This is a genomic window from Microbacterium sp. DT81.1, assembly GCF_049844955.1.
Taxonomy (GTDB): domain Bacteria; phylum Actinomycetota; class Actinomycetes; order Actinomycetales; family Microbacteriaceae; genus Microbacterium.
Window position 1 is genome coordinate 485,568 of sequence record NZ_JBNCMA010000004.1, and the last position, 23,729, is coordinate 509,296.

Sequence of the window (23,729 nt, forward strand, 5' to 3'; positions counted from 1 at the left end):
ACAATGACCCCCGAAAAGCTCAAGCTGCTCTCGCACGTCGAGGCGATCAACTGGAACCGGATCCAGGACGACAAGGACGTCGAGGTCTGGAACCGCCTCGTCAACAACTTCTGGCTGCCCGAGAAGATCCCGCTGTCGAACGACATCCAGTCCTGGAACACTCTTACCCCTGACGAACAGCTGCTCACCATGCGGGTGTTCACCGGGCTGACGCTGCTCGACACGGTGCAGGCCACGGTCGGCGCCGTGTCGCTCATCCCCGACGCCATCACGCCCCACGAAGAGGCGGTGTACACGAACATCGCGTTCATGGAGTCGGTGCACGCGAAGAGCTACTCCTCGATCTTCTCGACGCTCGCGTCGACGAAGGAGATCGACGAGGCGTTCCGGTGGTCGGTCGAGAACCCGAACCTTCAGAAGAAGGCCGCGATCGTCATGGAGTACTACCAGGGCGACAGCCCGCTCAAGCGCAAGGTCGCATCGACCCTGCTCGAGAGCTTCCTCTTCTACTCCGGGTTCTATCTGCCGATGCATTGGTCGTCGCGTGCCAAGCTGACGAACACGGCCGACCTCATCCGTCTGATCATCCGCGACGAGGCCGTGCACGGGTACTACATCGGCTACAAGTTCCAGAAGGGCCTCGAGAAGGTCAGCGAGCGCGAGCGCGAGGAGATCAAGGACTACACCTTCTCGCTGCTCTACGAGCTCTACGACAACGAGATCCAGTACACGCAGGACCTCTACGACGGCGTCGGCCTGACGGAGGACGTCAAGAAGTTCCTGCACTACAACGCCAACAAGGCGCTGATGAACCTCGGCTACGAGGCGATGTTCCCGTCATCGGTCACGAACGTGAACCCGGCGATCCTGTCGGCGCTGTCGCCGAACGCCGACGAGAACCACGACTTCTTCTCGGGATCGGGTTCCTCGTACGTCATCGGCAAGGCCGTCGCCACCGAAGACGAGGACTGGGACTTCTGAGCTGACGCGAGCCCCTGAAAACGGCTGCTGAGAGGCCCGGTCCCGCAGGATTCTGCGAGTCCGGGCCTCTTTCGTGCCTTCTCTTGACAGACAGAGGCGGACAGCGATGGACATGAATTGCCCTTCGGTCGGGCATGCGGGGGGCACGTGCGCACCCCTCACATGGGTCAGCGGCTCGCAACGGGGACGATTTTGGACTCGAGGTGGCTGTGACCTCGTGCCCATCGGAGCACCGCGATCAGGCTGCGGAATCGGGGAACGCGAGCTTCCGGAGCAGTGCGGTGAGCTGCCGGCGCTCCGCGGCGCCCAGACCGCCGAGCACCTCGGCCTGGGCCGCCGCCACCGACACCGCGGCGCGCGCGTGCAGTGCGCGCCCTTCGTCCGTCGCGAGGACGACGTTCACGCGGCGGTCGTTCGGGTCCGGGAGCCTCGTGACCAGGGAACGGCTCTGCAGGTCATCGACCAGGGCGACGACCTGGCTCGGATCCAGGCGGAGGAATTCGGCGAGTTCGCGCTGAGTAGGCTGTCGACCGCTCGCCGCCAGAGCAAGCACCGAGTAGGACCGCACCCGAAGCCGGTGCTCGCTGAGAGCCGCACTTCCCGCCGCAAGCGACAGGGCGTTGACGCGGGCGAGGAGGAAGCTCGGGTCATCGAACAGATCCGCGTCCGCATCGGATCGCCAGCCGGGATTCCCGGGCCTCGACTCGACGCTGCTCATGGTCCGAGGATAGCAAACATCCACGTTCTCAATCATTGACAAGTTCAACGATTTGACGTTCAATGTAGCGAGACACGAAGGAGTTCCGCATGTCGCTGAACGGCAAGGTTGCCATCGTCACCGGATCCGGCCGAGGCCTCGGCCTCGCCTACGCGGCCGAGCTTGCCCGGCAGGGCGCATCCGTCGTCATCAACGACGTCGACGCGCAGACCGCCGCGGACGCGGTCGCCACCGTCGAGGCCGCGGGAGGCAAGGCCGTCGCCGTTGTGGCGCCGGTCGGTCCCACCGAGACCGCGCAGAAGCTGGTCGCTGCAGCGGTCGAGAACTTCGGCCGGCTCGACATCCTCGTCACGAACGCCGGCGTGCTGCGCGACACCGTGCTCTGGAAGATGAGCGATGACGACTTCGACACCGTCATCAACGTGCACCTTCGCGGCACCTTCACCTGCGTGCGCGAAGCCGCGACCCGCATGCGCGAGCAGGGTGAGGGCGGGCGGATCATCTGCATCGGTTCTCCGACGGGCCAACGAGGCAACTTCGGCCAGACCAACTACGCCGCTGCCAAAGCCGGCATCGTCGGCATGGTGCGCACGTGGGCTCTCGAGCTCAAGCGCGCGGGGATCACCGCGAACGCCGTCATCCCCGTGGCGGCGACGGCCATGACGGCGACGGTGCCCTACTTCGCCGCGGCCGTGGAGGCCGACGCCAAGGGTGAGCCGATGCCCGCGTTCTTCCGGCACGATCTCGGGTTCGGCACGTCCGATGATGTCGCGGGCGTCATCGCGTACCTTGCATCGGATGCCGCAGCCGACGTCACGGGACAGGCGATCGGCGTCGGCGGCGATCGACTGCAGCTCTGGTCGCACCCCGAGCCCGTCGTCACCGCGTACCGCGACGGTGGGTGGACATACGACGCCCTCGAGGCGGACTTCGCGGGCGAGTTCGGCGGCTCGCTGCAGTCGGTGGGGGAGAGCTTCCCGCCTCTGCCCGAAGATCTCCAGCGCCCGGCGCCGTCCGCGTGACGATCGTGTTCAGTCTGCGTGCGGTCGCGGGGCGTTTCGTCTCGCTTCGCTCGCTCAACGACCGGGGCGCGGCGCGGTCGCGCGGCGACGGGCGGGCACTCAGTCGCCTTCCGGTCGCTGAGCGGGCGGCGGGCGGGATGACTCGGTACGAAGCCGCGATCGACGTCGATGCCGTCGAGGCGATCGACATGCACGTGCACATCGAAGTCGACGAGCACGGGCGCACCTCCCTTCCGCCCGATCTGGTCGAGGCCGCCAGCCGGTACTTCAGCACCGACGCGCCCCGGCCGGACCTGGACAGCGTCGCCGGGTACTACCGGGAGCGCCACATGGCGGCGGTGGTCTTCACCGTCGACGCGGGCACCCGGCTCGGGCACGCCCCGCTGTCCTCGGCGGAGGTCGCTGAGGGCGCCGCGCGGAACAACGACGTGCTCATCCCGTTCGGCTCGGTCGACCCGCTGCGCGGTGCCGCGGCCGTCGACGACGCGCGTCGCCTCGTCGAGGAGAGCGGTGTGCGGGGCTTCAAGTTCCACCCGACCGTGCAGGGGTTCGACCCGAGCGACGAGGCGCACTACCCGCTCTACGCGGCGATTCAGGATGCCGGGGTGCCGGCGCTCTTCCACACCGGGCAGACCGGCATCGGCGCCGGCATGCGCGGTGGGTACGGGTTCCGCCTCGGCCTGTCGAACCCGATGCTGCTCGACCCCGTCGCCGCGGACTTCCCCGACCTGCAGATCATCATGGCCCACCCGTCCGTGCCCTGGCAGGACGAGGCGCTTGCCGTCGCGACCCACAAGCACAACACGTGGATCGACCTGTCCGGCTGGAGCCCGAAGTACTTCCCTGCCGAGCTCGTGCGATACGCCAACTCGATCCTCAAGAAGCGCGTCCTCTTCGGATCGGACTTCCCCCTGCTGATGCCCGACCGCTGGATCCGGGATGCGGAGCAGACCCCCCTCAAGCCCGAGGTGATGCCGGGGATCATGAAGCACAACGCGGCCCGGCTGCTCGGGCTCGCCCCCTGACCCATCGGAATGAAGGAGCACCAATGACCACCACCGTCGCCTACGCAGATGTCGCCGGCCTCGCCGGCGCCGACCTCGGATACACGGATTGGCTGGAGATCACGCAGGAGAAGGTGAACACGTTCGCCGACGCCACCGGCGACCAGCAGTGGATCCACACCGACCCCGAGCGGGCCAAGGACGGCCCCTTCGGCGGGCCGATCGCCCACGGATTCCTGACCCTCTCCCTGGCCGTGACCTTCTGGACCGAGCTGTTCGAGGTCGAGGGGGTCAGCACGAAGGTCAACTACGGCCTCGACAAGGTGCGGTTCATCTCGCCGGTGAAAGTCGGCGCGCGGGTGCGCATGACGGCCGTCATCGCCGAGGTCACCGAAGTCGCCGGCGGCTACCAGTTCGGCGTCGACCAGACCATCGAGATCGAGGGCGGCACGAAGCCCGCCGTGGTCGCCCGCGGCCTGTATCGCTTCTACGCCTAGCGCGTTTTGGTCTCGCGGCGCTCGCTCGACGACCGATCCCGCAGGACGGCAGCAAGCCTCGACGGAGAGGATGAGATGGACCACCCAGGCCTCGACACCTGGCTGCGCAAGCGGCGCCTGAAGACGCCAGGCAAAACCGCGCTGATCCACGGCGACGGCTCGGCCGTGACCTACGCGCAGCTCGCCGACTTCGCGGACCGGGTCTCCGCGCTGCTCGCCGCGCGCGGCATCCGCAAGGGGGATGCCGTCGCCTATCTCGGCGAGAACAGCCCGGAGTTCCTTGCCACCTTGTTCGGCTGCGCTCAGGTGGGAGCCGTCTTCGTGCCCGTCAACACCCGGCTGGCTCCGCCGGAGATCCTGCACGTCCTCGCCGACTCGCGGGCGCACATGTTCATCCACGACCGCGAGTTCACGACGCGCATCGCGCCGCTCGTCTCGGCGGTGAACCTGCCCCACGTCATCGAGACGAGCGAACTCCCGAGCGAGCATCTTCAAGGGGCCGGCGAGGACGAGAGCGAGCCGCCGAGCGGCTTTCGCGCCTCACCCGAGGACCCTGCGGCGATCATCTACACGTCGGGCACCACCGGGCGGGCGAAGGGCGCCGTGCTCTCCCACCAGAACCTCACCTGGGTGGCGCTGAACTGCCTCGTCGACTACGACGTCGTGTCGAGCGACGTCGCGCTGATGATCTCCCCGCTGTTCCACGTCGCCTCCCTGGGCATGGGGGCTCTCCCCGTCCTGCTGAAGGGTGGCACGATCGTGCTCGAGAAGGGCTTCGACCCCGGCCGAGCGCTTCGTCTCATCTCGGAGCACGGCGTCACCATGCTCAGCGGCGTCCCCACGACCTACCAGCTGCTCGTCGATCACGCCGATTGGGCCACCACGGATCTGTCCACCCTCACCAAGCTGACCTGCGGGGGATCGGCCGTTCCGACCCGCATCCTGAACGCCTATGAGGAGCGAGGCCTCTCCTTCTCGCAGGGTTACGGCATGACGGAGACCTCCCCTGGCGCGACGTCGCTGTCGCCCGCGATGACGAGGCAGAAGCAGGGCAGTGTGGGTCTGCCGCACTTCTTCACCGAGGTGCGCGTCACCGACGAGAGCGGCGCCGAAGCTCTCCGCGGCACGGTCGGGCAGATCGAGATCGCCGGCCCCAACGTGTTCCCCGGCTACCTCAACCTTCCCGAAGCGACGGCCGACGCGTTCTCGCCGGACGGATGGTTCCGCTCGGGCGACATGGGATACCTCGACGAGGACGGGTATCTCTTCGTGTCCGACCGGCTGAAGGACATGATCATCTCCGGTGGTGAGAACATCTATCCCGCAGAGATCGAGAACCTCCTGAACGACATCGACGGCGTGACCGGCGCCGCCGTGATCGGCGTCCCCGACGATCAATGGGGCGAGGTGCCCTGGGCGGTGCTGACCGTCGCAGACGAGGCATCCGTCACCACCGAATCCGTGCGCGAGCACCTGACCGGGACGATCGCCCGGTACAAGATTCCGAAGCGCGTCGTCGTGGTCGATCAGCTTCCGCGCACCGCGTCGGGCAAGGTCCGCAAGGCCGAGCTGCGGGCACGGTTCTCGGCCGGTGCGCCATGAGCGGGCCAGCGCCGCCGCCGCTTCAGTTCCTCGCGACGATCGAGGTCGATGTGGGCGAGCCCATCACGGTCGGGCCGACGGACGGCGGCGTGCGCCGCGTCGTGCCGATCCTCGGTGGACGAGTCTCCGGACCCGAGCTGTCGGGCGTCGTCCTGCCGTTCGGCGAGGACTTCCAGCTGCTGCGCTCGGACACCGTCAGCGAACTGCACGCGCGGTACCTGATCCAGACGGATGACGGCGAGCGTGTCACCGTCGACAACCGAGCGCTCCGCGTGGGGGGAGCCGACGTCCTCGCACGGCTCAATCGCGGCGAAGAGGTCGACCCGGGCGAGGTGTACTTCCGGTGCACGCCCCGGCTCGAGGCATCCGGCCGTTGGTCATGGCTGTCGGAGAGGATCATCGTCGGCACGGGGGAGCGGCGCCCGCGGTCGGTCCTCATCCATCTCTACGTCGTCGAATGATGCACACCTACGACGCGCGGCGCTGGGTGCCATCAGCGGTCAACGCGGTGAACTGCCGGGTGGATGCCGCCTCCAGGGCGTTTCGCGCGGCCCAGTAGACCTCGTACGAACGATCCGCCGGCCAGTCGTCGTCCATGAAGGCCCGAGGAAGCCGCGGGTCGGTTCCCAGGAGCGCGAGCCAGTCGGCCACGAGCATCGCACGTGCGGAGAGCGGGCTGCCCGCCTCCGCGGCGGTGGACGCGGCGCTCCACGTGTCGATGAAGGCCAGGTGCTCGTCGCGGATCTTCTCGATGTCCCACGCGGCCCGCACATTGTCGGCCATGGCGTATCCGGGCAGCTCCCGCGCGTGGAAGGCGGTGATGGCTGCGGCGGGCAGGTCGGCGCGCAGCGGCTCGAGCGCTGCGTCGAGATCCACCTCGCCGGGCGCCAGCCAGAGGCCGTCCCGCAGGGGTGCGAAGCCCTCCCATGTCAGGGCGGAGCGAAGGCGGTGCCGCAGGGTCCGCTGATCCTCCGGCACCGTGAAGGTGACCAGGGTCCAGCCGGTGCCGTGCGGCTGGAAAGGGTGCGGGCCCCTCACCCGTTCGGTCGCCTCGCGGAGCACCGCGCCACCCTCCTCGGTCAGGGAGAAGAGGATCTCGCGGCCGCGGCGCTCGCGGGTGAGGAGGCCCCGCTGCACCATCCGGTCCAGCGTCGCCCGTGTCGCGGGCGCCGCGACGCCCGCCCCCTCGAGCACCTCGATGAGAGAGCTCGCCCGCAGCGGCGGCACGTCCTGATCGACCACGTGCTCGCCGAAGAAGGCGAGCAGCAGCTGCTTGGGCTGGCGGCTGCGCATGCTCTTCCCCTTCTCGGCCGGTGCGATGCTCACGCGACCGGCCGTACGGCCTCCCCGCGCTTCGCCCGCTGGATCTGCTCGTACACATGGGTGCGCAGTTCTGTGAAGCGGGGCAGCGCCCGCGTCGTGATCTGGTCGCGCGCGGGGGAGAGATCGATGGACAGGTCTTCCTGCACCCAGGTCGGCGACTTGGAGAGCACGATGACGCGCTCGCCAAGATACACGGACTCGTCGATGTCGTGCGTCACGAACAGGATCGACATCCCGCGCTCCAGGTGGAGTCGCCGGACGAGGTCCTCGAGATCAGCCCGTGTCTGCGCATCCACGGCGGCGAACGGCTCGTCCATGATGAGCACCTCGGGCTGGTAGGCAACCGCACGCGCGATCGCGACGCGCTGCTGCATCCCGCCCGAGAGCTGCCACGGGTAGCTCCGGGCGGCGTGGTCCAGGCCGACGGCGGTGAGGGCGTCGTCGATCAGGCGATCGCGCTCGGCTGCGGCGAGGTTCTTGTGCTTCAGCGGAAGCTCGACGTTGCCACGCACCGTCAGCCAGGGGTAGAGGCTGCGGCCGTACTCCTGGAACACCAGCGCCATGTTGGGCGGAGGTCCGGTGACCCGCTTTCCGTCGAGGTCCACGGTTCCCTGGGTGGGGCGGAGGAGGCCGGCGATGCACTTGAGAAGCGTCGTCTTGCCGCATCCCGATGGCCCGACGATGCAGACGAGCTCGCCGGAGCCCATCTCGAAGCTGATGTCGCCGATGGCCTCGACGTCGCCCGTCGTGGATTCGTAGACCTTCTTCAGATGCTCGACCTTGAGCAGGGTCTCAGGCACGTTCGACCTCCTTGATTCCGTGGTACCAGCGCAGCACGCGCTTCTCGACGATGCCGAACAGTGCGGCGAGCAGGATTCCGATCAGGCCGAGCAGCAGGATGCCGCTCCACATCTCGGCGATCAGGTAGTTGCGCTGGAAGTAGACGATCCGGTATCCGAGCCCGGACGACGATGCGAACATCTCCGAGATCACCATCAGGATGAGCGCGACCGACATGGTCTGGCGCACTCCCGCCATGATCCGTGGGCTGGCCGAGGGCAGCACGAGGTAGCGCAGCCTCTCCCCGCGGGTGAGGGCGAAGGAGCGGGCGGTCTCGGTCATGACGCTGTCGGTCGACCTGACGCCCTCGATGGTGTTCAGCAGCACCGGCCACACGGCGCCGAAGACGATCACCGCGACCTTCATCGCATCGGTGATGCCCATCAGCAGCATCACGATCGGGATGAGAACCGGCGGCGGGATGGCGCGGAAGAACTCCAGGAGGGGCTCCAGCAGTTCACGCAGCCACCGGTTCAGGCCGATCAGGGTGCCCGCGACGATGCCGATCGCGATCGAGAGGACGATGCCCAGCGCCAGACGGCCGAGGCTCGGCAGCACGTCGGTGAAGAAGGCGGGTCCCACCCAAGTGTCGATGAACGCCTGCAGGATGACCAGCGGCGGTGGGAAGAACTTCGCAGGGGCGACGGTCGCCCACACCCCCCACAGCACGAGGAGCAGGAACGGCAGCCCGATCGCGTAGGCGATGTTCTCGCCGGCGCGCCTCCTCGCCTGCGAGCGCTGCGGCGGCACGCGGACGGTGCTGGTGTAGAGGGTCACAGCAGTTCCTCCCCCCGCACCGACTGGTGCCACGCGAGCGATTTCCGCTCGATAAGGCGGAAGACCAGGTTGATCGCGAGTCCCAGGAGTCCTGTGACGACGACGAGCGAGTACACACCGACCCAGTCTCCGGCTGCCTGGTAGAAGACGATCGCCCTGCCCAGCCCCGGTGTGCCGATCACCATCTCGGCGGTGATGGCGAGGATGAGGGCGACGGATGCCGCGAGCCTCAGCCCCGTCATCAGGTAGGGGAGTGTGGTGGGAAGGATCAGGTACCGCACCCGTTCGGCGCGGGTGAGCCCGAACGCGCGCGCCGTGTCGCGGGCCACGGCATCCACGTCCGCGACGCCGTAGAGCACCTGCACGAAGACCTGCCAGAAGCTCGCGAAGACGATGATGACGAGCGCCGCCTGCAGCTGGATGCCGTAGAGGAGCACGGCGAGCGGGATCAGGGCGACGGACGGGATCGGCCGCAGGAACTCGACGGTCGTGTGGGTGGCTCGCCGGAGGAACGGGACGAGCCCGATGATCGTGCCCAGCACGGTGGCTGCGACCGTCGCGATGAGCAGACCCAGGAACCACGCGGTCATCGTGCGACCGACGTTGCGCCAGAACTCCAGATCCCGGAACTCCGCGACCATCCGCGCCAGGGTCTCCGTCGCGTACGGCAGGTACTGAGGGCTGACGATCCCGAGCGTGGGGATGAGCTGCCAGAGGATCAGAAAGCCCAGGATGCCGCCGGCGCCCAGCGCGAACGTGCGCGCCGTGTGAGCGGACCGCCTGGTTCGGCGGGGGGCGGCGACCGCGGGGGCGTCGGCGGTGGCCATGGAGCTACTGCTGCTGGATCAGCGTGTCGAGGTCCGGCTCCTCGGTGAGCACGCCGAACTGCATGGCGAGCGCGACGAGCTGTTCGATGGCGTCGACATCCACCTCGGACGTGAAGTTCGGAAGGGTGATCCCTGCTGCCGCTTCCTCAGGGATGCCGAGGTTCTCCACGATCGCCGCCCGGACGGCGTCTTCGTTGGCCGCGGCCCAGTCGAGAGCCTCGGCCATCGCGTCGGCGAACTCGGAGACGAGTTCCGGCTCGGTGTCGAGCAGCTCCTGGGTGGTGATGTCGACGAGCAGCGGCAGGCCGGGGATCGTCGCCTGGTACGGGTGCACGACGAGGTTGCCGCCGGCGCCGACGATCTGAGACATGAACGGGTCGGGAACCCATGCGGCATCGATGTTGCCGGCGTCGAGCTGCGCCTGTGCGTCGGGGAACGCGACCTCGACGAACTCGATCGTCGAGGGGTCGCCGCCGTCGTCCTCGACCGCCTTCATGATGGTCACATCGCCCGCGGCGCCGAGGCTGTTGACCGACACGCGCTTGCCCTCGAGATCCTTGGGCGTCGTGATGCCGGAGTCCGCGAGCGAGACGACCGCGTTGACGTCCTTGCCCTCCTCGAGCGAGCTGGCGTAGTTGCCGATCACGACGACGCCGAGATCCTGCAGATCGGCCCGGATGGGGCCGAACGGCTGGCCGATGGCGAACTGGATGTCGCCGCTGAGGAGTGCGGGAATCGCCTGCGCACCACCCTGGGCCGGCACGATCTCGACCTCGAAGCCGTGCTCCTCGAAGATGCCTTCATCGATCGCGCCCCACAGTGCCCCGGTCTCGGCGATAGGCAGGGCGGCCACGCGGACCGCGGTCAGTTCGCCGCCTTCCGCATCGTTCTCCGTCGGAGCGGATGACGGAGCGGCACCGGAATCGGTGCATCCGGCGAGCGCGAGTGCGGCGGCGGCCAGCAGGCCGAGCGCGGCGAGCCTCTTCTTCATGAACGGGCCTCTCTGTGGTGTCGGGAGCGTCTCGCGACGAGGGGGAGGTGCCCGCGGCATCCGGTCTCACGTCGTCGTGGTGACACTGCAATGGTCGATCACGTCACGCTGATTGTCAAGGATTTGGTGACGGGCGTCACAAATCGGTTGAGTAACGGAGCGGAGCGGGCTACCGTAGCCGCATCGGCGAGCAACGGTGCGCGCCGTCGTCACAACCCGCGTGCGCACGTCGCCTCGCCGGCGCGGCAAGGAGAGGATCGACAATGTCCGTCGTAATCAGGTGCCTTCCGTTCATCACGAGCAGGGGAGATCGGCGATGACGCGCTGGGGACGCGGCCGGAGCGCTCTCGTCTCCGCGCTCGCCACCGGTGCGCTGCTCATGAGCGCCGCCATCGCTCCCGTCTCGGCCGCGGAGCAATCCTCCGATCCGCCGCAGCTCACGGCGGCCCAGCCCGGCACGCTCGCCGAATGCGAGGGGCTCGCGGAGTTCGCGTATCCGAGCACGGTGATCGACGGTGCGGAGGTCGTGCCCGCCGGCTCCGTCAACGGCGTGGAAGTGGGGGAGCACTGCCTGGTCACCGGACGCATGAACGAGCGGGTGAGCGACGTCGACGGTGCGACGTACGCGATCGGGTTCGAGATGCGCCTTCCTGTGGCCTGGAGCGGGCGCTTCCTCTATCAGGCGAACGGGGGCCTGGACGGAGCGGTCGTTCCGGCGCTCGGAGGCACCGGGGGCGGCGAGAGCGGATTGCAGATGGGGTTCGCCGTCATCAGTTCGGATGCCGGGCACTCCGGCAGCCAGGGCCCCGTGTTCGGGCTCGATCCGCAAGCCCGGCTCGACTACGGCTACCAAGCCGTCGGCACGCTCACGCCGATGGCGAAAGCGCTCATCGAGGCGGGATACGGCCGTGGCCCCGATCGCTCGTACATGACCGGCGGGTCCAACGGCGGGCGGCACACAATGGTCGGAGCGGCGCGCTACGCCGATCAGTACGACGGGTTCCTCCCCATCGCGCCCGGCTTCAACCTTCCCCAGGCGGCCGTGGCGCAGATCTGGGGAGCGCAGCGGTACGCGACAGTGGCCACCGACCCGGCGGACATCTCGACGGCGTTGACCCCGGCGGAACGCGCCGTCATCGCGGCGTCGGTCCTGGCGCGCTGCGATGCGCTCGACGGACTGGCCGACGGGATGGTACAGGCCAGCGCCCTCTGCCAGCAGGTCTTCTCGCTGGATCGCGACGTGCCGACGTGCGACGCCGACCGGGATGGAACGTGTCTGACCGTCGAGCAGAAGTCGGTCGTGTCGGACATCTTCGCCGGAGCGCGCACCAGCGACGGTGAGCCGATCTACAGCTCCTTCCCGTTCGACCCGGGCCTCGTCCAGCCGGGATGGGGGTTCTGGGAGTTCACGGCATCGGTGGCACTCGATCCTGGCGCCGTGGGGTATCTCTTCACCACACCGCCGGACGCGCCGCCGCTTGCGTCGCTGCCGGCGTACGCGCTCGGGCTGGACATCGACGCCGCCGCGGCGAGCATCTACCAGTCCAGCGGCATCTACACCCAGAGCGCGATGTCGTACATGACGCCGCCCGATCCCACGAACCTCGAGAGGCTTCGCGATCGCGGCGGCAAGATGATCGTGGTGCACGGCGCCTCGGATGCGGTGTTCTCCGCCGATGACACGGCCGCCTGGTACGACCAGCTCGATGCCCGCAATGACGGCGACGCCGAGCGGTTCGTGCGCTACTTCGAGGTTCCGGGGATGGGCCACGTGCAGGGCGGTCCGGCAACCGATCAGTACGCCGCGCTCGCCGCTCTGGTGGACTGGGTCGAACAGGGCCACGCGCCCGACCGGCTGGTGGCTTCTGTGTCCAGCACCAACGCGGAGGTACCCGCATCGTGGTCGCCGACGAGGACGCGGCCGCTGTGCGTGTACCCGTCGGTCGCGGTGTACAGGGAAGGCGACCCCGAGAGCGCGGACAGCTTCGTGTGCGATCAGCCGGCCACTCCGGTCGGCGTGACCGCGCCGGTGGTATCCGGTCAGCCCGACGTCGGACGCACGCTCTCGGCGACTCCCGGAGAGTGGGCGGGCGAGAACCTCGCGTTCAGCTATCGATGGCTAAGGGACGGTGTCGCCATCCCAGGTGCAACGGCACCGACCTACCTCGTGGGATCGGCTGATCAGGGCAAGGCGCTGACGGTGGAGGTCACCGCCTCCGACGGCTCCGGCACGGCGAACGCGACGAGCGCCGGGGTCACCGTGCGCTGGGTGTCTGCGGCTGTGGTCACCACCACGCCGCTGCTCGTCGCCGCGGCATCTCGACCCGTGACGGTCACTGTGCGCATCCTTCCTCTCCGGGCGGATGCCGAGGGAACGGTCACCGTCACGACGGCCGGGAGGACGTTCACGGGCACGGCTGCCGACGGCAAGGTCGCCATTCCGGTGGGGAAGCTACCCCGCGGAGTGCACGCCATCGTGGCCGTTTACGAGGGGAGCGCAGCGGTCGCACCGACGAAGGGCTACGGGGTGGTGGTCGTCCGCTAGGTCAAACAGAAGAAATGGCCCGGGGACTCGACGCTCGCGTCGGGTTCCCGGGTCAGCGGTGCGCTCGGTGCCCTCGGCTCAGGCGTGGCGGGCGACGACGGCTTCGACGTTCTGCGAGGACAGCACCTGCTGCGTGACCAGAATCGCCGCTCCGAGCACCCCCGCCCGTTCCTTCGCCTTCGTCTGCACCACCTGGAGGTTCTGCGTGGCGGCCGGGATCGAGGTGCGGTACACCACTTCCCGGATGCCGGCCAGGAGGTGGTCACCGGCGGTGGCGACGACGCCGCCGATCACGATGATCGCGGGATTGAGCGTGTTCACCACCATGGCGAGTACCTCTCCGACCTCGCGGCCGGCCTGACGGGTGGCGGCGATCGCCGCCGGGTGGCCCTGTTCGACGAGACGGACGACGTCGAAGCCGTTCGCGGCTTCCAGGCCTTTGGCACGCAGCTCGGCGGCGATGGCCGTCCCGCTCGCGATGGAGGAGAGCCCGCGTTCGTCGTCGATCGGCCGCACGGAGTCCTTGCTGTGCGGCACGCGCACGTGGCCGATGTCGCCCGCGATCCCCTGCGAACCCCTCTGCAGGACCCCGCCCGAGATGATTCCGGCGCCGATCCCCGTCGCGACCTTGACGAAGACCAGGTCGTCGACGTCGGGCCAGCTGAGCGTCCTCTCCCCGAGGGCGAGGACGTTGACGTCGTTGTCGACGTACACCGGCACGGGGAAGCGGCGCTGGACGTACTCCGGGACGTCGAAGCCGTCCCATCCGGGCATGATCGGCGGCTTGACCGGGCGTCCTGTCGAGTGCTCGACAGGGCCGGGCAGCCCGATTCCCACCCCGTACAGGGGCTTTTGAGGGGCATGCTGCTCGAGAAGCTCGGCTCCGATCTCGAAGACGCGGTCGAGAATCTCGGTCGGCCCCGCAGAGATGGCCATCGGCGTCGAGTGAAGCCCGAGCACCGACGCGGCGAGGTTCGTCACGGCGATCGTCGCATGGGTGGCCCCGAGGTCGACGGCCAGCACCACGCCGGCGTCGGCGTTGAAGGCCAGTCGAGCGGGCCGGCGACCGCCGGAGGAGGGGTCGGAGCCGACGGGCACCACGAACCTGCCTCTGAGGAGCGCGTCGACCCTGGACGACACGGCGTTGCGGGACATGCCGGTGATCTCCCCGAGCTCGGCTTTGGTACGTGCCCGGCCGTCCAGGAAGATCTGGAAAAGCTCTCCCGTGCCTATCCCGCCAGATGTCGTCAGCACGGCCTCATCTCGCATTCCGAAAGTCAATCACACGGCCGGAACGGCGACCGCGCGCTGCTGCGTCACGGATTCGTAGGCGGCTTCCACGATCGCGGACAGTGCGAGTCCGAGCTCCAGGTTGCCGTTCCCGCGTTCGCCGGTCTTCATCTGCTCGACCCACTGGCACAGCGCGGGCGACGCGTCCGGCCGCACGTCGACTTCCTGCCACCCCGTCGTTCCCGTCCTCGTGGAGCGCACGCGAAGCCGTGGCCGCTCGTCTGGGCCGTCGCCGCGCGCGGGACCGCCCCCGTTCCGCGCCGCGACCAGCGCACCGATCCCCGGCTCCGAATAGAGGATGCTTCCCTCGGTGCCGTGCACCTCGATCGTGAACGGCGTGATGCGCGTGACCGACGAGGTCTCGGCGATGCCGATCGCCCCGTTCGGGTATGACAGCAGCACCGCGGCGTTGTCTTCGGTGCGCCGTCCGGTGACGTGCCCGAACGTCCCGACCACGCTCTGCGGCGTGCCGACGATGCGCGCCAGGAGATAGAGGGGATGGCAGAGGTCGATGAGCACTCCGCCCTTGGCCTCGGTGGGATCCCAGAACCGGTCGGGGAGCGTGCCATCAGGTCGCCCGTCGGCGGGAAGGGCGAAGGGATGCCCATCGCGCACCCGTGCGGAGGTCACCTCGCCCACGACCCCGCTCTCGACGAGCTCCGCGATCTGCGTGGTGTACCCGCGGTCCGATCGCCACAGCGAGACGACCAGTGCGACGCCGGCGGCGCGCGCCTCCTGAACGATGGTGGATGCCTCGGCCAGCGACGCGCTGATGACCTTCTCCATGAACACGTGCTTTCCCGCCCGGATGCAGCGCAGGACGACATCCAGGTGCTCGGCCGTGGGGTTGCAGACGATGACGCCGTCGATCTCGGCGTCGTCGAGGATGTCGTCAAGGTCGGAGACGTACGGGATGTCGTGCTGCGCCGCGCCGGCCACCCCTCGCTCCGGATCCTCGTCCCACAGGCACACGAGATCGAGCTCGGGATGCGCCTGGGCATCGCGTGCGTAGTCCGTGCCGTGCAGGTGCCAGAAGCTGACGCTTGCGACCTTCATCATGCGGTGCGTTCCTTCACGTCGACCCAGTTGTTCGAGTGGGCGGCGGCTTCTGCCGCAGCCACGATCTGCTGCACCCGCCACCCGTCGGCGAACCGGGGGAGAACCTGCACGTCGGCGAGAACGGCATCGATGAACTCGGCATCACCGCTCGGCGCCGCAAGATCACCGGGAAGATCGAGCACGGCGAAGTCACCGCGATCGTCCGGGGCGTACCGAAGCTCGGAACCCGCGAAGGTGTGCGTCAGCTCGAGACGACCGGTCTCACCCTGCAAGTGGACGGTGTTGCGCTGCGCGCCCGCGCCGATGTGCGACAGCACGCTCACCTCGAACGTGGCGTGCGCTCCCGTCTCGAAGACCAGCGCACCGACGCAGGAGTCGTCTGCGGTCGCATACGCCGTGCCGTCGGGGTGCGGGCGGTGGACGAAACCGGCACCGTGTGCCGCCACCGAGCGCACCTCGCCGACGTACCAGCGGGCCAGATCGAAGAGGTAGCAGCCGAGGTCGGCGACGACGCCCCCGCCCCGCGAGGCGTCGAACCGCCAGTTGTATTCGGGCGATCGGAAGAAGCCGTGCGCGAGCGTGAAGTTCGCGGTGCGCACCGCCCCGATCAGTCCCTCTGCGACGAGCTGACGCAGGTGACGGTGATGCGCCGATGTCCGCAGGGCGAAGTAACTCATGTTCACGAGCCCCGACGCGTCCGCGGCATCCATCATCCGACGGGCCGCCTGCGGCGTGCTCGCCAACGGCTTCTCGCAGAGCACGTGGATCCCCGCACCGAACGCCGCGATGGCGATGGGCTCGTGCAGATCATCCGGCGCGACGACGATGAGCGCATCCACTTCACCGGACCCGATGAGCTCTTCGTACCCGGCGTAGACCTGCGGCACGTGGTGCGTTGCGCCGACGGCCTCTGCGCGCGTGCGATCCCGGCCGGCGATGGCTGTGAGAACGGCTTGCGGGTGCTCCTTGACACGTCTCATGTGCGTCTCGGCGTACGCCGTGGTGCCGATGACGCCGACCCGCAGAGGGCTGCGGATCGAGCGCGTCCTGTTCGGCATGAGAATCCCTTCTTCGCGATTCGAGTCGGTCGAGCGAGACATCCGTGACCGCGTATGTGCGTAAGTCAATGCGTCAAGGACAGCACAATGTCCGAGAAAATACAACTTCTGCTTGACAACGGGCAAAAGATGGCGCACCATCATTCTGTGATCAAGGACGACACCGATTCCCCCGCACCCCGCACCGCCTATGCCGGACAGGCCGCCCGTTCGGTCGAGCTCATTCGCGTGGACCACGTGGGAATCATGGTCGACGAGCTGGACCCCGCCGTGAACTGGTACGTGAACGCGCTCGGGCTCTCCGTGACTGACAGGTGGGAGAACGAGTCCAGCGGGATGGCGTGGGCGCACCTCCAGGCCGGAGGGATCCGGCTCGAGATCGTGCAGCGCCCAGGTCTCGCTTCGCCGACTCCCGGGGCCGCCGGCATCCACCACATCGCGATCGTCGTCGACGACTGCGCTGCCGCGACCGCGGAGCTGATCGAACGCGGCGGTGACGAGGTCATGCCTGCCTCATACTTCGAGCGCCACGACATGGACTGGTCGTTCGTGCGTGATCCGTTCGGCAACATCCTCGAGATCGTCTCCTACCGATCCACAGACGTCCCTGAGTCGCAGGGCGGCGCCGACCGGCGCTGAATCGGCAGTAGCCACTGCCGCACGACAAGCCAGCAGGCTTTCCGCACTGATGCACCAATGAACAAGGAGTGTTCTGACATGACGAAGAAGTCCAGAGGGCTTGTCACGCTCGTGGCGGCGGTTGCCGCCGCTACCGTGCTCGCCGGATGCGCGGGAGGCGGTGGCGGCGGCGTCGCGGCCAGCCCTTCCGCTTCAGAGTGGGATGGCGCCGCCATCCCTTCGGCCGTGATCTCGCTGGCCGCCCAGACGGCGAGCTTCGACCCGACGGCGACCGTCTCAGCGACCGACCGGGCGGTCAGCGCCCTGATGAACACCTCGCTGTTCGTGGTGACGGCCGACGGCGAGACCGAGCCGGGACTCGCAGAGAGCGTGACGTACAGCGACGACTTCACGTCGGCGACCGTCACCCTCCGGGATGCGAAATTCTCGGACGGCTCCCCGATCACGGCGGAGGATGTCGCGGCCACCATCAACCGGCACAAAGCCGTCGAGGGCAGCCGGATCGCCTCGACGACGAATCGAATCAGCACCGTGACGGCGACCGATGAGTCGACCGTGGAGTTCACCTTCCCCTCGCCGTACCCGTCGTTCGAGGGGCAGGCCGGTCTGCTGGCGATCTTCCCTGCTTCCGCCATGGCTGACGCCGACACCTACTTCCAGGCGCCGACGGTCACGTCCGGTCAGTACACGATCGAGGAGGGCTGGGCATCGAGCAAGCTCGAACTGACGGCGAGCCCGAACTTCTGGGGTGAGGCTCCTGCCGTGGAGCAGGTGACGTTCGAGATCATCCCCGACGGCAACTCGGCGCTGAGCCAGCTGCAGTCCGGTCAGGTCGACTTCGCGGGCGATCTCGCGCCCAACTTCATCACTCAAGTCGCCGGCGACGCCGGTCCGCAGGTGCTGATGACCGACGTGTACGGATTCTTCGACCTCCGCCTGCAGAACACCCGCGGACCGTTTGCGGACGCCGATGTGCGCAAAGCAGTGAACGCGGCGATCGACCGGGAGGCGATCGTGTCCTCGATCTGGGGCGAGTACAACACGCCGCAGTCCGGATTCTGGCCCGCGGGGACCGACGCCTACGATGACAGCAAGCCGGTCGCGCAGGATCTCGATGCCGCGAAGGAGTTCCTCAAGGGCACGGAGTGCGAGTCCGGCTGCACGGTCGACATGGTCTATTCCGACCAGGACTTCGCGTTCTCCGGCCAGCTGGCACTGATGGTGCAGCAGCAGCTCGAGGAGATCGGCATGACCGTCGAGCTCGAGAAGGTGGACGGCGCGACTCTCGTCGACCGCCTGTTCGCCGCCGACTACGACATCGTGCCCGGCGCGATGGCGAGCGCCTCCAACACGCCGGATCAGCTCATGGCCAACGCGCTGCTCGGCACCGGTCCCCTCAAGTCGGAGTTCACCGGATACAACTCGGAGGAGATGAATCAGCTCATCGCGCAGGTGAACGCGACCACCGGCGCCGAGCGCCTGGAGGCACAGGCGGCCGTCGAGGAGCAGTTCTCTGAGGACCAGCCGTTCGTGACGCTCGCCCCGTGGGTTCGCGGCAGTGTCTCGACACTTCCCGACGGCGTGTTCACGCTCGTGCAGTCGATGGCACGGATGGAGTCGCAGAACTGATGAACGCACGAGCAGTCACGACCCGGATCGGACGGATGACCGGTCAGGCTCTTCTGACCATCGCTGTTGTCGTCGTCCTGGTGTTCCTGCTCGTGCGACTCATCCCCGGCGACCCGGTGAGGGTGATCCTCGGATCGGAGTATTCGCCCGAGGAGGCCGCGGAGCTCGCCAGCCAGCTCAACCTCGACAAGTCAGTCCCGGAGCAGTTCCTCCTCTACGTGGGTGGGCTGTTCCGGGGCGACCTGGGGGAGTCGACGTCCCAGCCGGGTCGCTCGGTCGCCGACATCATCGGCGACGCGCTCCCCGCCACCGCCGCCATCGCCCTCGCCGGGATCGTCATCGGCGTGACGGTCGGCATCATCCTCGGGCTGCTCGCCGCCCTCACCCGGCGGCGCGGGGTCGACCTGGCGGTGCGGACGTCCAGCATGATCACGTTCTCCACGCCCGCGTTCCTCGTGGGACTGCTCCTGATCCTCGTCTTCTCGCTGACGCTCGGCTGGCTGCCGGCCGGCGGATGGCCGGGGACCTGGCCGGAGAACTTCGCATATCTCATCCTCCCCGGGGTCGCACTGTCCACGACCATGTCGACGCTCGTCACCAGGACCGTTCGTCAGTCGGCGATCGACTCCCAAGGACAGCAGTACATGGAGGCCGCATTCATGCGCGGTCTGCCGGCACGCGTGCTCACGATGAAGCACACGCTTCCCAACAGCCTGCTCCCCGTGCTGACCCTCATCGGCATCAGCTTCGCCACCCTGCTGACCGGAGCCATCATCGTCGAGTCGGTCTTCGGCATCCCCGGCCTCGGATCGGAGATGAGCCAGGCCGTCTCCCGACGCGACTACCCGGTCATCCAGGGCATTGCACTCGTCTCCGCCATCGTCGTCGTGATCAGCGGCTATGTGGTGGAGATCGCCTACACATTCGTCGACCCGCGAGCGAGGACCCTGTGACCGACCGCAAAGTAATCGACCCCATCGTGACCGACCTCGTCGCGACGGACGCTGTCGTCGACCGCCGGGTCTGGGCGCTGGGATGGCTCCGTGCCGTCGTCGGTGCGCCGGCCAGCCGGATCGTGGGCGCCACGGTGTTCGGCATCATCGTGCTGGCCTGCATCTTCGTCCCGCTCTTCTACCCGTACGGTCCCGACGACTTCGTCGCCGCTCCGTTCCAGGCGCCGAACCTGGCCTTCCCGTTCGGCACGGATGCCGTCGGCAGGGACGTCTTCCTCCGTACTCTGGTGGGCGGTCGCGTCGACCTCTCGGCAGCCGTCATCGTCACGATCTTCGCCCTCGTCGTGGGAACACTCCTCGGAACGCTGGCCGGTTCCGGTGCCCGATGGATCGACTCGCTGATCATGCGCATCGTGGATGCCGTGATCGCCTTCCCCCTCGTCATCCTGCTGCTCGCGCTCGTGGTGCTGATCGGGCCGGACACGTCCTGGGGACCAGCGCCTCCGGGCCTTCCGGCGGCCATGATCGCCCTGATGTGCGTCATGTGGTCCGGCTACGCGCGGGTCGCCCGAGGACAGGCGCTCGCGCTCCGCGACTCGGACTTCGTGCTCGCCACCCGGGTCGCGGGCATCTCGAACACGCGCATCGTGACCCGCCACATCGTGCCTGGCGTGAGCCGGATCACCGTCGCTCTCGCCGTCAGCGACATCGTCATGGTCGTCGTCATCCTCTCGTCCCTTCCCTTCCTCGGGGCGGGCGTCCAGCCGCCGGCTGCCGAGTGGGGAAGCATCATGTACGAGGGACGCGCCTTCCTGCGGCAGGCGTGGTGGATCACGATCCTGCCGGGCGTCGTGCTCGCGCTCACGGGCCTGTCCCTGAGCTTCGTCGCAGACTCCCTGCTCGACTCCAGGAGGAACAAGTGAGCGCCGTGAACCTGCTGTCCCTGAACGACATCTCCGTCGAGCTGGGCGGACGCGCCGTGGTGCGCAATGTGACCCTCGACGTCGCCCGCGGCGAGTCGCTCGCGCTGGTCGGCGAATCGGGATCCGGCAAGACGGTCACCGCGCGCGTCATCACGGGCCTCATCGATCGGATCGGCGGCACGGTAACCTCCGGCGAACTGCGATTCGACGGGCAGCCCATCGCGCAGGGCGACCCCGCGTGGCAGAAGCTCCGGGGCAGACGGATCGCGCTGGTGCCGCAGGCCTCGCTCTCCAGCCTCGACCCCGTCGTGCGCATCGGCAACCAGATCGCAGAGGCCGTTCGCGCCCTCGACCCCGGCGCGAACGTCGGCGCCCGCTCTCGCGAGCTGCTGGAGCACGTCCACATGCCGCGCATCGAGAACGTGCTCAAGTCGTACCCCCACGAGCTGTCGGGCGGGATGCGCCAGCGCGTCATGATCGCGCTCGCGCTCGCCGGCCGGCCGGAGCTGATGGTCGCCGACGAGCCGACCACAGCGCTCGATGTCACCGTGCAGGCGAACATCCTCAAGCTGCTCGGGGAGCTGCGCAGGGAAACCGGGATGTCGCTCCTCATGATCGCCCACGACCTCGCCGTCGTGGGCATGGTGTCCGAGCGCGTCGCGGTGATGCGCGATGGCGAGATCCTCGAGACGGGCAGCACGCACGACGTGCTCACGGCGCCGAAGCACCCCTACACCAAGGCGCTGCTGGCCGCCCGTCCCGAGACGTCCGCCCCGGGTGCGCCGCTTGCGGTTCTGAACCGATCGACGGGCGAGCTGCGCGCCCCGGATGCTGCCATTCCGGTGCAGACGGATGCCCGCACCATCGTGTCGCTCACCGACGTGTCCGTCACCTTCCGGCACGCCAAGGCACCGGCGGTGGCGCCGATGTCCATGGAGATCAAGGCGGGCGACTCGATCGGGATCGTGGGGGAGAGCGGCAGTGGGAAGACGACGCTCGGCCGCATGATCGTCGGAGCGCTCTCGCCGACGACGGGATCCGTCCTCGTGAACGGGCGGTCGTGGGGCGGGCGGCGGGCGATCGGCAAGACCCGCCGGGAAGTGCAGATGATCTTCCAGGATCCGTTCGGGTCCCTGACACCGTGGCGCACGCCGCGGCAGACGGTCGCCGAGGTTCTGCAAAGATGGCACCCGATGACTCAGAAGGCCGGGGCCGCCGCGGCCGGTGAACTTCTCGACGAGGTCGGTCTGCCGCTGCAGGCCATGGATCGCAGGCCCTCCGGACTGAGCGGCGGCCAGTGCCAGAGGGTCGGCATCGCCCGGGCCCTCGCCAGCGAGCCGAGACTCCTTGTGGCCGACGAGCCGACCTCCGCCCTCGACATCTCGGCGCAGGCTCAGATCCTCAACCTGCTGATGCGTCTGCGGGCGTCGCACGGGCTCGCCCTCGTGCTCATCTCGCACGATCTCAGCGTCATCCGGCATATGACGTCCGACGCTCTCGTCATGCGCCACGGCGAGGTCGTCGAGGCGGGGTCCTCGGAGGCGCTGTTCACCGCGCCCGAGCACCCCTACACGAGAGACCTGGTCGCCGCCACACCCACCTTGCCGAAGTCGAGAGGATGACGGCGGGCGGGCGATGACGGAGGGCGCGAACCCCCGACGGGTGACCGCCCCCCTGACCCTGGCGCTCGGGGTGATGGCTGCAACGGGCCCGCTCAGCCTCGACGCCTATCTCCCGGCGCTGCCCACGATGGCGACGGAGTTCGGAGTCTCGCCGCAGGTCATCCAGCTGTCTCTGTCCGCGTGTCTGCTGGGTCTCGGGGTGGGGCAGCTGTTCGCCGGCCCGCTCGGGGATCGTTTCGGGCGCCGCATCCCCATGGTGATCGGCGCGGCACTCTATGTGCTGGCCTCGCTCGGATGCGCCCTCGCCCCCGACGCTGTGTGGCTGATCGCATTCCGGGCGATCCAGGGCCTGGCGGGTGCGGTCGGTCTCGTGCTCTCCCGGGCGGTCGTGCGCGACATCACGAGCGGCAACACCGCCACGAGGCTCTACTCGCAGATGGCCGCGGTTTCCGGGGCCGCGCCCGTCGTGGCCCCGGTGGCGGGTGCCCTCCTGATCGGGGCGGCGGGATGGCGAGCGGTCTTCGTGGCGCTGGCCCTTCTCGGCATCGGGATGATGCTCCTCGCCCAGTTCGTCATCCGAGAGACGCATCCACGGAACGCACGTACGTCCGCCGCGGTGATACCCGTCCTGCACTCGTACGGGCACCTGCTGCGTGACCGCACGTTCCTGGGCTATATGGTCGTGGTGCTCTTCACGGCCGCGATCCTCTTCTCCTACATCTCCAGCGCTCCCTTCGTGCTGCAGAACGTCTTCGGCCTCACCGAGCTCGGTTTCGCGCTGTGCTTCGCGGCGGTGGGCGGCGGACTCGTCGTGGTCAGCCTGCTCAATGCCCGCCTGGTCCGGCGCCACGGTGCGCGTGTCACGCTTCCCATAGCGTCCGGCGTGCAGCTGCTCGGCATCATCGCACTCGGCGCCCTGATCGTGGTGAGGATGACACAAGGCTGGAGCTCCATCCCGCTGCTCGTCGTCTGTCTCGTCTGGGCGGTGACGCCATGCGGGGCCATCACGCCCACGTGCGTGTCGCTCGCGATGGCCCGGGGCGGGAACCGAGCCGGATCCGCGTCCGCCCTGCTCGGCACGAGCATGTTCTTGGTCGGCGGGCTGGTGAGCCCGATCTCGGGAGGTGTCGCCCCGGCGATCGCGATGGTCGTCCTGATGCTGATCGCCTGCTGCGCCGGACTCGTCGGCATCCTCGTGGTGACCCGCCGCGGGGCGGACCCGGAGAGCTCCACAGCGGACTGAGACGGGGCCACCGGCACAGCCGCTTCCCGAGCGCGTGGGCCGGTCAGGATCCCCAAGCGGACAGTTCCGTCGGACGCCGTTACCCGCGTCGGTGGTGTGAACGATTCGCCGATGGGCGATGACTGTGCGGGAAACGTCCGATCCAGTGCCGATCGAGTGTGCGTGCCGGGCGGGGTTCACCCGGCC

General features: G+C 68.4%; 22 protein-coding genes. 13 read left to right on the forward strand and 9 right to left on the reverse strand.

The window, feature by feature from the left end; genetic code table 11:
- Positions 1–3: 3 nt before the first annotated feature.
- A complete protein-coding gene (nrdF, locus tag ACLQ2Q_RS13805; protein ID WP_425821027.1) occupies positions 4–981 on the forward strand; it encodes a class 1b ribonucleoside-diphosphate reductase subunit beta in 978 nt (325 codons plus the stop codon).
- A 238-nt stretch (positions 982–1,219) separates the two neighbouring features.
- Here the strand turns inward: nrdF and ACLQ2Q_RS13810 are convergent, their stop codons facing one another.
- Complete coding sequence (locus ACLQ2Q_RS13810; protein ID WP_425821028.1) at positions 1,220–1,699, reverse strand: MarR family winged helix-turn-helix transcriptional regulator; 480 nt, start codon at positions 1,697–1,699, stop codon at positions 1,220–1,222.
- Between the two features lie 89 nt (positions 1,700–1,788).
- Here ACLQ2Q_RS13810 and ACLQ2Q_RS13815 point away from each other — a divergent pair, with 89 nt between their 5' ends.
- From ACLQ2Q_RS13815 to ACLQ2Q_RS13835, 5 genes are all read left to right on the forward strand, one after another.
- Positions 1,789–2,721: an SDR family oxidoreductase gene (locus ACLQ2Q_RS13815; protein WP_425821029.1), complete on the forward strand. Its 933-nt coding sequence runs from the start codon at positions 1,789–1,791 to the stop codon at positions 2,719–2,721.
- 137 nt (positions 2,722–2,858) lie between these two features.
- Positions 2,859–3,746 (forward strand): amidohydrolase family protein, encoded by an 888-nt coding sequence (locus ACLQ2Q_RS13820; RefSeq protein ID WP_425821030.1) that lies wholly within the window; start codon positions 2,859–2,861, stop codon positions 3,744–3,746.
- A gap of 23 nt (positions 3,747–3,769) precedes the next feature.
- Complete coding sequence (locus ACLQ2Q_RS13825) at positions 3,770–4,222, forward strand: MaoC family dehydratase (RefSeq protein ID WP_425821031.1); 453 nt, start codon at positions 3,770–3,772, stop codon at positions 4,220–4,222.
- Between the two features lie 75 nt (positions 4,223–4,297).
- The gene (gene menE, locus ACLQ2Q_RS13830; RefSeq protein WP_425821032.1) at positions 4,298–5,824 is read left to right on the forward strand and encodes an o-succinylbenzoate--CoA ligase; all 1,527 of its coding nucleotides are present in this window, start codon (positions 4,298–4,300) and stop codon (positions 5,822–5,824) included.
- Complete coding sequence (locus ACLQ2Q_RS13835) at positions 5,821–6,285, forward strand: DUF3237 domain-containing protein (RefSeq protein WP_425821033.1); 465 nt, start codon at positions 5,821–5,823, stop codon at positions 6,283–6,285. The genes menE and ACLQ2Q_RS13835 overlap by 4 nt, the downstream gene beginning before the upstream one ends.
- 7 nt (positions 6,286–6,292) lie before the next feature.
- Here the strand turns inward: ACLQ2Q_RS13835 and ACLQ2Q_RS13840 are convergent, their stop codons facing one another.
- The 5 genes from ACLQ2Q_RS13840 to ACLQ2Q_RS13860 are packed head-to-tail and all read right to left on the reverse strand — an operon-like array spanning position 6,293 to position 10,582.
- Entirely contained in the window at positions 6,293–7,150 is an 858-nt protein-coding gene (locus ACLQ2Q_RS13840) for a PaaX family transcriptional regulator C-terminal domain-containing protein (RefSeq protein WP_425821034.1), read from the reverse strand.
- The gene (locus ACLQ2Q_RS13845) at positions 7,147–7,947 is read right to left on the reverse strand and encodes an ABC transporter ATP-binding protein (RefSeq protein WP_425821035.1); all 801 of its coding nucleotides are present in this window, start codon (positions 7,945–7,947) and stop codon (positions 7,147–7,149) included. The genes ACLQ2Q_RS13840 and ACLQ2Q_RS13845 overlap by 4 nt, the downstream gene beginning before the upstream one ends.
- Entirely contained in the window at positions 7,940–8,764 is an 825-nt protein-coding gene (locus ACLQ2Q_RS13850) for an ABC transporter permease (protein ID WP_425821036.1), read from the reverse strand. Before ACLQ2Q_RS13850 ends, ACLQ2Q_RS13845 begins: the two co-directional genes overlap by 8 nt.
- On the reverse strand, positions 8,761–9,591 hold the full coding sequence (locus ACLQ2Q_RS13855; RefSeq protein ID WP_425821037.1) for an ABC transporter permease: 831 nt from the start codon (positions 9,589–9,591) through the stop codon (positions 8,761–8,763). Before ACLQ2Q_RS13855 ends, ACLQ2Q_RS13850 begins: the two co-directional genes overlap by 4 nt.
- A 4-nt stretch (positions 9,592–9,595) precedes the next feature.
- Positions 9,596–10,582 (reverse strand): ABC transporter substrate-binding protein, encoded by a 987-nt coding sequence (locus ACLQ2Q_RS13860; RefSeq protein ID WP_425821038.1) that lies wholly within the window; start codon positions 10,580–10,582, stop codon positions 9,596–9,598.
- Positions 10,583–10,898: 316 nt separating this feature from the next.
- Between ACLQ2Q_RS13860 and ACLQ2Q_RS13865 the strand changes: the two genes are divergently transcribed.
- The gene (locus ACLQ2Q_RS13865) at positions 10,899–13,127 is read left to right on the forward strand and encodes a tannase/feruloyl esterase family alpha/beta hydrolase (RefSeq protein WP_425821039.1); all 2,229 of its coding nucleotides are present in this window, start codon (positions 10,899–10,901) and stop codon (positions 13,125–13,127) included.
- A gap of 78 nt (positions 13,128–13,205) precedes the next feature.
- Here ACLQ2Q_RS13865 and ACLQ2Q_RS13870 read toward each other — a convergent pair whose 3' ends face one another.
- The 3 genes from ACLQ2Q_RS13870 to ACLQ2Q_RS13880 are packed head-to-tail and all read right to left on the reverse strand — an operon-like array spanning position 13,206 to position 16,534.
- Positions 13,206–14,396 (reverse strand): ROK family protein, encoded by a 1,191-nt coding sequence (locus ACLQ2Q_RS13870; RefSeq protein ID WP_425821040.1) that lies wholly within the window; start codon positions 14,394–14,396, stop codon positions 13,206–13,208.
- Between the two features lie 12 nt (positions 14,397–14,408).
- Complete coding sequence (locus tag ACLQ2Q_RS13875; RefSeq protein ID WP_425821041.1) at positions 14,409–15,476, reverse strand: Gfo/Idh/MocA family protein; 1,068 nt, start codon at positions 15,474–15,476, stop codon at positions 14,409–14,411.
- Positions 15,473–16,534, reverse strand: a complete 1,062-nt coding sequence (locus ACLQ2Q_RS13880; protein WP_425821042.1) for a Gfo/Idh/MocA family protein — start codon at positions 16,532–16,534, stop codon at positions 15,473–15,475. Before ACLQ2Q_RS13880 ends, ACLQ2Q_RS13875 begins: the two co-directional genes overlap by 4 nt.
- 147 nt (positions 16,535–16,681) lie before the next feature.
- Between ACLQ2Q_RS13880 and ACLQ2Q_RS13885 the strand changes: the two genes are divergently transcribed.
- The 6 genes from ACLQ2Q_RS13885 to ACLQ2Q_RS13910 all read left to right on the forward strand — a co-directional run bounded on the left by ACLQ2Q_RS13885 (position 16,682) and on the right by ACLQ2Q_RS13910 (position 23,543).
- On the forward strand, positions 16,682–17,173 hold the full coding sequence (locus tag ACLQ2Q_RS13885) for a VOC family protein (RefSeq protein ID WP_425821043.1): 492 nt from the start codon (positions 16,682–16,684) through the stop codon (positions 17,171–17,173).
- Between the two features lie 78 nt (positions 17,174–17,251).
- Positions 17,252–18,802, forward strand: coding sequence for an ABC transporter substrate-binding protein (locus ACLQ2Q_RS13890; RefSeq protein WP_425821044.1), 1,551 nt, complete (start codon positions 17,252–17,254; stop codon positions 18,800–18,802).
- A complete protein-coding gene (locus tag ACLQ2Q_RS13895) occupies positions 18,802–19,755 on the forward strand; it encodes an ABC transporter permease (RefSeq protein WP_425821045.1) in 954 nt (317 codons plus the stop codon). The genes ACLQ2Q_RS13890 and ACLQ2Q_RS13895 overlap by 1 nt, the downstream gene beginning before the upstream one ends.
- Positions 19,752–20,678, forward strand: a complete 927-nt coding sequence (locus ACLQ2Q_RS13900) for an ABC transporter permease (protein WP_425821046.1) — start codon at positions 19,752–19,754, stop codon at positions 20,676–20,678. Before ACLQ2Q_RS13895 ends, ACLQ2Q_RS13900 begins: the two co-directional genes overlap by 4 nt.
- Positions 20,675–22,300 (forward strand): dipeptide ABC transporter ATP-binding protein, encoded by a 1,626-nt coding sequence (locus ACLQ2Q_RS13905; RefSeq protein ID WP_425821047.1) that lies wholly within the window; start codon positions 20,675–20,677, stop codon positions 22,298–22,300. The genes ACLQ2Q_RS13900 and ACLQ2Q_RS13905 overlap by 4 nt, the downstream gene beginning before the upstream one ends.
- A 40-nt stretch (positions 22,301–22,340) precedes the next feature.
- Positions 22,341–23,543 carry a multidrug effflux MFS transporter gene (locus tag ACLQ2Q_RS13910; protein WP_425821048.1) on the forward strand — a complete coding sequence of 401 codons (1,203 nt, stop codon included), beginning with the start codon at positions 22,341–22,343 and terminating at the stop codon, positions 23,541–23,543.
- Positions 23,544–23,729 lie beyond the last annotated feature (186 nt).